The organism is Xenorhabdus miraniensis (assembly GCF_002632615.1).
The window spans coordinates 162,205-170,658 of sequence record NZ_NITZ01000010.1 but is presented as its reverse complement, the minus strand read 5'-3'; the positions used below and the strand labels follow the sequence as shown (position 1 = coordinate 170,658).

Below are 8,454 nucleotides of genomic sequence, written 5' to 3'. Positions count from 1 at the left end.
TTTCCTTTTTTCCAAGTGTAAAAAAGTTGTCTTTCATGATCAATGATGAAATTTGCAGGCCTACGTAACCTTAAAAATATGCTGATAAGAAGAATGTTGGTACTCAGAAAAAACAATCCGAAACTTGCATCTATAATCAGATATCGCCTAGCCCTTTCTTCACCATAATAGCTATCATTAGAATATTTAATATGGAGATATTCTAATAACGATACCTTTTTGTCATCTGATATTATCTGTAATGATTTAGTATATGCAGGTGCATTGGGATTTAAATAAAATTTCTCTCCATAGCTTTCTTTTGCATCTTTTAAGAACCAAAGAAAATCTTCTTCATTAGCTTTCCATCCCTTAACAAAATCACTAATAAAAAATCCAAAACCTAACATAAACCCAATCATCACAGGTACTATAACTTCTTTTCTTACTCTGATAAGATTATGACGAAAATGACATTCCTTGCTATTTATTGCATCCAAAAATACTGCACGTTTCACGGTCTTATTATCCAGCAGAATTAGCTTTTCCTCCAGAATAGGATCACTAAATGTAGATAATGGCGCTGTTGGAGGTGTCTTCACTCTAAAAAGTTTTTTGAGTAATTTTTTTATGAATTTATTCATTTAACGTAATACCTCATTTTCATATCCATAAACCGCATTTTCCAACGTTGGTTATTTTCCTTATTCGCTTTCCATGTATTAATAACATCGTTAATGAAAATACAAAAACCTAATAAAAAACTAGCTAAATAATCAAGTAAAATATTTTCACGATAATGACTCCTGCCATATCGTATTTCACATTTTTATCATCAATTACATCAATAAAGTCCTCTGTTTTTATTTGCTCTTTATCCAACATGCCAATGTCTTCATCCAAGAAAGGATCGCAAGCAGTTGACAGTCGTGCTAATTTAATTTTGTTATCCTTAGTCATAAAAACAATCTCATATAACAATTTAGTATAAATGATAATAAAGTAACTATTTATAATATAATTTTTTAATCCTTAAAATTAGCACCGATATGATTATAGTATTCTTCGGTGCTATTTTTTCTGAAATAAAAATATAACTAACTATATTAATATATTCCAACTATCATTTAGGATCAGTAGCCCTTTTCGGTGGACCAAGCCTATCCAACTCTGCTAAAATTACTGAAATTTGTTGTTCCCAATCTGCTGGTTTTGAGTTCTTACGTAAAGAAAATATTGATGATTGGCGTTTAAAATCCACTGAACTGACAGATTCTTTTCCTTGAATCAGATATTTTGCCATAAAAGCCAATAAATATTTTTTGCTTATTATGTCGTCTATTAAGTTAGGAATACGGGGTTCAAAATCATAAATCATCAGTTTGTTATTTTTGTCAAATCCATAAGCTCTGAAATACAGAACATCATATAGATTAACAACATCGACTTGAGAGTAACGTGCAACATACATTCTTCCCTTACGCCATGTATAAAACAGTTGTTTTTCCCGATCAATAACAAGAGGTGATATTTTACGAATTAAAGATAGTACCCATAAATGAATTAAAATCATTGTAATGGAAAATATAAAAAAACCACCATCTAGCAATAAACCCTGTTGAGCTCTCGATTTACCGTAAAAACCACTATCCATATAAAGAATATGAAAATATTGAGAAAAAGAAATGCTCTCTGCATCAGCAATATACTCATAAGCTTTATAATAATCAGGCAATTTAGGATTTAGATAAAAATCTTCCCCATATTTATCTTTAATATCACTAACAATACTTAAATGAAAGTTCTCATTAGCTTTCCATGATGTAATGTAATCATCAATAAAAAAACAAAATCCTAATAAAAACCCAGCTAAAGAAGCAAGTAAAATATTTTCACGATAATTACTCCTGCCATATCGTATTTCACATTTTTTATCATCAATTAAATCAATAAAACCCTCTGTTTTTATTTGCTCTTTATCCAGAATTCCAATGTCTTCATCCAAGAAAGGATCGCACACTATTGAGAGCCGGTTAATTCTGATATCATTATTTACTTTACCTTCAGTCTTTCTAGCTAGCCACTTTTTTATTGAGTTTATCATTTAACGTACCTTCTCATCAAAATATCCATAAATCGCATTTTCGACTGTTGGCTCTTCTCCCCATTGATAACGCAAGGGTGATATATCATCTTCTTTGGGCATATAGTACCAAAAAATTGTTAAATATTGAGCATATTCTTCTTCTATTTCCAATGTCAAAGTAAGAATGCCATTTTCATCAATGGGGTTTTCATTTTTATAAATTATCTCGGAGAGGACTTGTTCCATTAATTCATCAAATCTCCGCTTAGCTTTAGCATAATGACGCTCATTTACATAAATGGTGTGATCACTTCTGGAAGTAACAGTAGATGATGGTAAAACATGATAAACTAACTCCGATCTTTCCCATTGAAAATTCGGCAACATAAAATGATAAACCATATTTCCTTTTTTATTACTTTCCTTTTTTAATATTGGCCTAGTAAAAAAATTCAAAAACTCTTGATATTCTACCTTAAATGTATTAATTACTTTATCATCCATTTTTCGAACTTTGCCGAATTGGAGTGCTATATCTTCAGGTCGTTTAAAACCCATTTCCAAAAATGAATATTTATCACCACTTCCCCAAAAGCAATTCATTAATAAATATTCCAATTGGGTTTTTCCAAAAAAAACTAAATAGGCAATACTTGCCAGCATGCCTAGAATTCCCACCCATACCATACCGGTAAAGAATGTTCCTACTCCTGCTGTTCCAGCGCTTGTGCCTAAAAGTGATGGTCCCAAAAATCCAGCAGTTATCATTAATGTACCGGTACCAATAGCAACATGTGCATACGCTTCCTTATGACTACCTAAAGCCTTAGCTTGATAAGCATCATAATAAGCAAGCCCCCCGCTTAAAATCCCAGTTATCCCAACCGTCCCCTTTGCCAGCAGTTTTATATGGGTACTACTTAACATAAGCCTGCGTGATGCAGCACCTAATAGTGCTTCTGCCGCAGGATGATTCATTTTTCTCGCTAGTGCTTCTGCTTTTGCAAGCCCTTTCCCGACAAGCTCAGAAGCATTGCGTGCTGCAATTGCCATACCAAGTGTCGTATTCAGGTAAGTAAAAGCTAAATACACAATTTTTCGATTCGCGTGCAGTGGATTATTTCTATCAAAACCAGATTGCGACAACAAGGTATAGAATGTATAACTTTTCATAATAAGATCAAATCCAGTTAGGCTGCAATCCAGTACAATACTAAGAGACTTATCATAATGTTGCATAAGCTTAATATTAAATTTTGGGCTGTTAATTTTAATGGTAGGTATTTTTAGTTTCAAATCTCCCGTATAATTTTTAATTCGATTTGACCAGTTAAATACTGCCTTTCCTCCCTCTTTTTGAACGTTGGCTTTGGTTTTTTTTCCCCACTCTTTCAGTTTCCCGATCAGCCCTTGTTGTTTATATTTCTCCAGATCATTGATTAATTTTGCCACTTCTTTTTCTGTCAATAAAACAGACCCTTTATATTCTTCTACTCCCAACGTGTTAAACACTTTATTGGTAAAAATCTGGTTTACTTTTTCAATACTTTTTACATATAAGCTGGCAGAACCTTGAGCTATTTTTTCGGCTCCCCATGCAAGAAACATCCCTAGTACTTCACCTGTTGCACTAAGAACTTTATCTATTCCTTTTGTTATATATTCTGCCATCAATGGTTTTTGAGCACCATCATGTCCTAACGTATTGACGATTCCATTGTTAATAACAAACCATGCACTACCCTCATCTAATGCAGGTTTACCACCAATAATATGTTCTAATGTCGACGCTCCCTCTACTGTTCTCTGTAATGGCTGCATTAATTCTGCAATTAGATCGCAATGTATTTCAAATTCATGACCATCTTCTTCTGTCAGATCACTTTTTTTATCACTCAACGAAAAAAAATACTTGAAATAATGTGATAAACCACCTAATTTACCTGCAATATTCGGACTTTCAAAAAATTCTTTATATATTTCAAGAACTTTTCCTTGCCTTTTTTTTACATCTAAAATGGGATCGGTAAGTTTAGGCCACCAGGTTTTCCAATTTTCCTGATGAATATGTTCTTTAAAATATTCTTTAATATTTTCATCCTTTGATGCAGCTATTACCTCAACAAATTGCCCTATAGTAAGAGGATAAATATTTGTCGCAGAATAGCTTAGCTCCCAAAGATTAAGTAACTCATAAGCCATTAAAATATCACGCTGATATCCCACAGGATCGTTCAATACCACAATCTTTGCCTTGTCTTTGTAATAAGGGCAGATAAGGCTGTCTATATAACGCATTTCCATATCTGCATTCATGAAAAAACTGCCTTCAGTCGTGATATCTCCCAAATCAGCAGATTGTAAAAGCGGATCGGATAATTGATTTTTGTATGCCTGAAATTGTTTTTCAGGATCTTTGAAATCTTCCACTAATCCGTCGAAATGTTCTTGTTTGGCATCAATGGCATAATCTGATGCTTCATTATCTAAATCCACAAATTGCATCGCACTCTTGCGGAAGTTTTTATCGTTATCCATCTTATTCAGGACAGATTTAGCCAGATTGACTTCACTGTAAACGATGCTGATCTGGGTCACATCTTTATCAATCGCCAGAAAAGGATAGCCTAATCCCGCTGTACCGCTGGCAGGGTGGATTTCTTCCCACGATGAGCTTCCGGCTTTTTGCTCATATTTGGTGTATTTTGTGACCATTCCCCTTTTGCCCTCTAATGTGACAATTTCAGGGCTGAATTTGAAAATCAATAACTTGCCATCTTGTTGGGAACCCCTGGTTTTAATTGGCCCTTCTTCTTTGACATAGATCCAACCCGGTCTTGGCATTCGAATGCTATAGCCCCCCAGAACGCTTGCATTTAATGAATTATCATCAGGATCAATAAAAGTCCTTATTGGCGGCGGTAATTGAGCATTTACCCATTTGTCACCAAAAAAATTCATATAAGCATATCTGACAGGATAAACCGGCCGGATATTGGCGTCACAGGGCCTGACAACGGTATCCATATCCAACTCATGAGGTATGCGTGCCTTCGCCTCATCGACAATTTTTTCAAACGTTTTTTCCACTTTTTCCGCGGCTGTCTCAAGAGCGTCATTCACGCTCGTTAATATCGATTTTTCCATTTACCTTATTTCCTTGTGTTAACTTAATGCTCGGTTTTTAAAACAATACTCATAACAAGCCAGCGCCCGCACCTCTTGCGCCTGTGCTTGTGTACAGGCATGCTGCCATGCCCGCTGCCAGAGTGCTTCGTTATCCCGCGCCAGGCTTCTGCCCGCTACCAGATACAGAATGGAACGCTGATGGGCGAAACCCGCCAGACAAGCAAAATTGGCCTGTTGCACCACAAAGGCTGGCAATTGTTCCTTCTGTTCTGGCGACAGTTCAGGTTGGGTCTCTGCAATAAATTTCACTATTTGAGCCACCGCCCGCTCTTGGGTTTGCCCCGCTAATAGATTTATCAGATAGGGGTTAATTGCCACGGGTGCTGTTTTCTCCTGATCTAATGTGTTTTCAGCCAAAGAAAGGGCATAGTACTGCGCTGTCTGGCTATCGAAATAACCGATGCGCGTTATCGGGCGCATAAAGTGCATCAGTTGTTCATCCGGCAGGCTTTTCAGTAGCGGGAGCAAGCCTTGCGGCACATAGAAGCGATAAAACACCCATGATTGTTGTTGTTCATTTCTCAGATAGGTGAATTTACGCAGGTGATTACGGATCACGGGAAATGGCTGGTCACTGTCGATAAAAATTCCCGGTTCCGGTGTGATCGGCTGTGTGATCTTCTGCTGAAAAGCAGAATGCACTGTTGTGTCATCGGTTAATTCAACCAGATAAGGGGCGCTGTCTTCGAGCGTGATTTGGGTTTCCCCCTGAAACAGGCTTTCCCATCGCAGGTTGGAGACCATCAGGTCAGGCACGATAAAACTGCCCATGACCCGACGGTAAACCGTGGCATCAATCACCATATAGCGGTATTGTCTGCTCTCTTTGGCGGGCATGGTTTCCGTCACAGCGAACTGCAATACGCCACGCTCGGCAGGCAAGAGGGTGTTGATATTGTGTTCGTTTAGCGGGATCACTCGTGCATTCCGCTCCACCCCTTGCCGGAACTGCCGCAATAGCGGCAATTCGATATAAGAGCTGGCAGCAAGGTATTCAGGCAACGGCTGAATATTTTGGTATTGCCCCGGTGAATGTCCCGCCTGTAAGACATATTCCGCCAGCGACGATAGAGCCTGTGGCTTGCTCGCTGCATGGACAATCGCCCGGGCAGAGTAGTGTTCACCTTGTTGCGTGGCATAGGAATAATCCACTATCCAATGTTCGGTATAATCGGGTATCCAGGACATTATTCTGATGGCTCCTGCTGCTTACGGGCTTTTTCCCGGCAATCCTCTGCCATTGCCAACCCTTCATTGGCTGATCCGCTGAGTGATGGCACCGTGCCCGGACTGCCCCCCGTGACCGAAACATCCCCTTGCAGGGTGATTTTGCCGGTGATCGTCACCCCTGAACCATCCAGCTTAATCGACCCCGCTTTGCCTTTGATCAGCACGGATTCGCTGGCCTGTAGGGTATGGACTTTCGTCAGGCTCTGGATGTTGTTGACCACATTCAGGGTATAGTTGTTGTTGATTCTGGCGGTCTTATCCCGCCCGACTTCTTGCAGGTGATCCGCAAAGATATTTTCCTGCCAGTTGTTATTGATGCGGGTTTTGCGATCTTTGGTGATGGTTTCAAACTGGTTCAGATCAATCTGGATGTGCTGTTCACGCATGATCCGGATGAATTCATCGTTGCCGATTTCATGTTTGCGGTTGTTCAGGACATGGTGGCTTTCATCGTGACCAACGCGTTGGGTTTTATCGTGGTTTATCTGGATAAGCTGGTCTTTCTGGGCGTGGATATAGATCTCTTCACTGCCTTTCGCATCTTCAAAGCGCAATTCGTTAAACCCTTCACCTTTGTGGGTGTGGGTCTTGAAGGTGGTACGCGTTTTTTCCGCCGGCAGATCCAGCGGCGGGCGGTTACGGCCGTTGTAGGTACAGCCCGTCACTATTGGACGATCAATATCCCCGTTCAGGTAGGAAATAATCACCTCCTGACCAATACGCGGAATAGCCATAAATCCATAGCCATCACCATTCCAGCCCTGCGCGACACGCACCCAGCAGGAAGCGCGGTCATCTGCTTCATCGTAACGATTCCAATGGAAATGAACTTTGATAGCGCCATGTTTATCAACATAGATCTCTTCACCTTCCGGCCCCACGACAGTTGCCACTTCATCCCCATCTGCCAGTGGCTTGTAACGGAATGGCGGGCGCCAGTCTTGCCGCCCCGGAATAAAGGAAACGTTGTTGGTCAGCGTCGTACCTTCTCCCGCATTTCCAGAAGCTTGTGGTTGATGTCCATGATGCGTGATAGTAACCACCTGCCAGCGATCATTCATCGTCGCAATCGGGTGGGATTGCAGAACAAAGATCCGTCCCGGTCTTAATTTGATACAGTTGGTACTTGCTTTACCGACTTTGCTCTGGTTCTGCAACTGCTCCAAACGCAATTGGGTGAAAGGGCGGCCTTCTGCATCCCTCTGAAAACGGCCATAACTCTCAAATACAGAATGATCCCCTCCATGTTCCAGCGTAGACAGATGTTGCAGAGGATAGGAAGGACGCAGGAAATTATTATCTTTATGGAGCGTTTCATCCGGGCACAGGTATTCGCCGTAATTCCACTGCCATGCTGTCGAGTCACTGCTATCTGTGTTTGCCTGTACGTTGTAGGTCAGCGTTAACGCAGCCAACATGCCGAGGTGGGAATTGCTGTAAAACAGTTTGTCCTCTTCGAACCAGAACACGATGCCTTCTTCCGCCGCCAGTCGGCACCAGAATTCATAAGCGGATTCGCGTTTCTGAGTGGTATATTCCCGTATTGAATGCTGCTGGTGATCTTTGTAAAACTTGCTGTCTGCCCTGATGCGATGTTCTTTCAGTAATTGACCGAGAATATCCGGCACGGATTGATGGTGGAAAATCCGGCTATCCTGATTGAGGGTCATCAACCACATTTCCGGGCGAATAATAAAAGTGTAATAGGTTTGTCGCCCATCGGTATTACCCTGTTCGGCTCCAGCCACAACACCATTAACAGTTCGCTCAATGACGCCATCTCTAATCACCGTCAGAGAGGCACTGGAACCCAATTGTTTATTGAGTGCCACGTTGTCAAAAGAACTGACTACTGTCATAGACAGGTGAAACAGTTGTGATAACCCTTCCTGTAAGCTGAAATTCACTACCTGAAACGTGGTCTGCGGTAGTGCACCTATCTGGCAAGTAAAAACTAATCCATCCACTGT

At 40.4% G+C, this 8,454-nt stretch carries 6 protein-coding genes; all 6 read right to left on the bottom strand.

The window, feature by feature from the left end:
* On the bottom strand, positions 1 to 623 hold a 623-nt coding region (locus tag Xmir_RS11665; RefSeq protein ID WP_145956889.1), incomplete at its 3' end, for a hypothetical protein.
* 124 nt (positions 624 to 747) lie between these two features.
* A complete protein-coding gene (locus Xmir_RS11660) occupies positions 748 to 939 on the bottom strand; it encodes a hypothetical protein (RefSeq protein WP_099114415.1) in 192 nt (63 codons plus the stop codon).
* A gap of 163 nt (positions 940 to 1,102) precedes the next feature.
* Entirely contained in the window at positions 1,103 to 2,083 is a 981-nt protein-coding gene (locus Xmir_RS11655; protein ID WP_099114414.1) for a hypothetical protein, read from the bottom strand.
* Positions 2,084 to 5,212: a toxin VasX gene (locus tag Xmir_RS11650; RefSeq protein ID WP_099114413.1), complete on the bottom strand. Its 3,129-nt coding sequence runs from the start codon at positions 5,210 to 5,212 to the stop codon at positions 2,084 to 2,086.
* 18 nt (positions 5,213 to 5,230) lie between these two features.
* Entirely contained in the window at positions 5,231 to 6,442 is a 1,212-nt protein-coding gene (locus Xmir_RS11645; protein ID WP_099114412.1) for a DUF4123 domain-containing protein, read from the bottom strand.
* Entirely contained in the window at positions 6,442 to 8,451 is a 2,010-nt protein-coding gene (gene tssI, locus Xmir_RS11640; protein ID WP_099114411.1) for a type VI secretion system tip protein TssI/VgrG, read from the bottom strand. Before tssI ends, Xmir_RS11645 begins: the two co-directional genes overlap by 1 nt.
* Positions 8,452 to 8,454 lie beyond the last annotated feature (3 nt).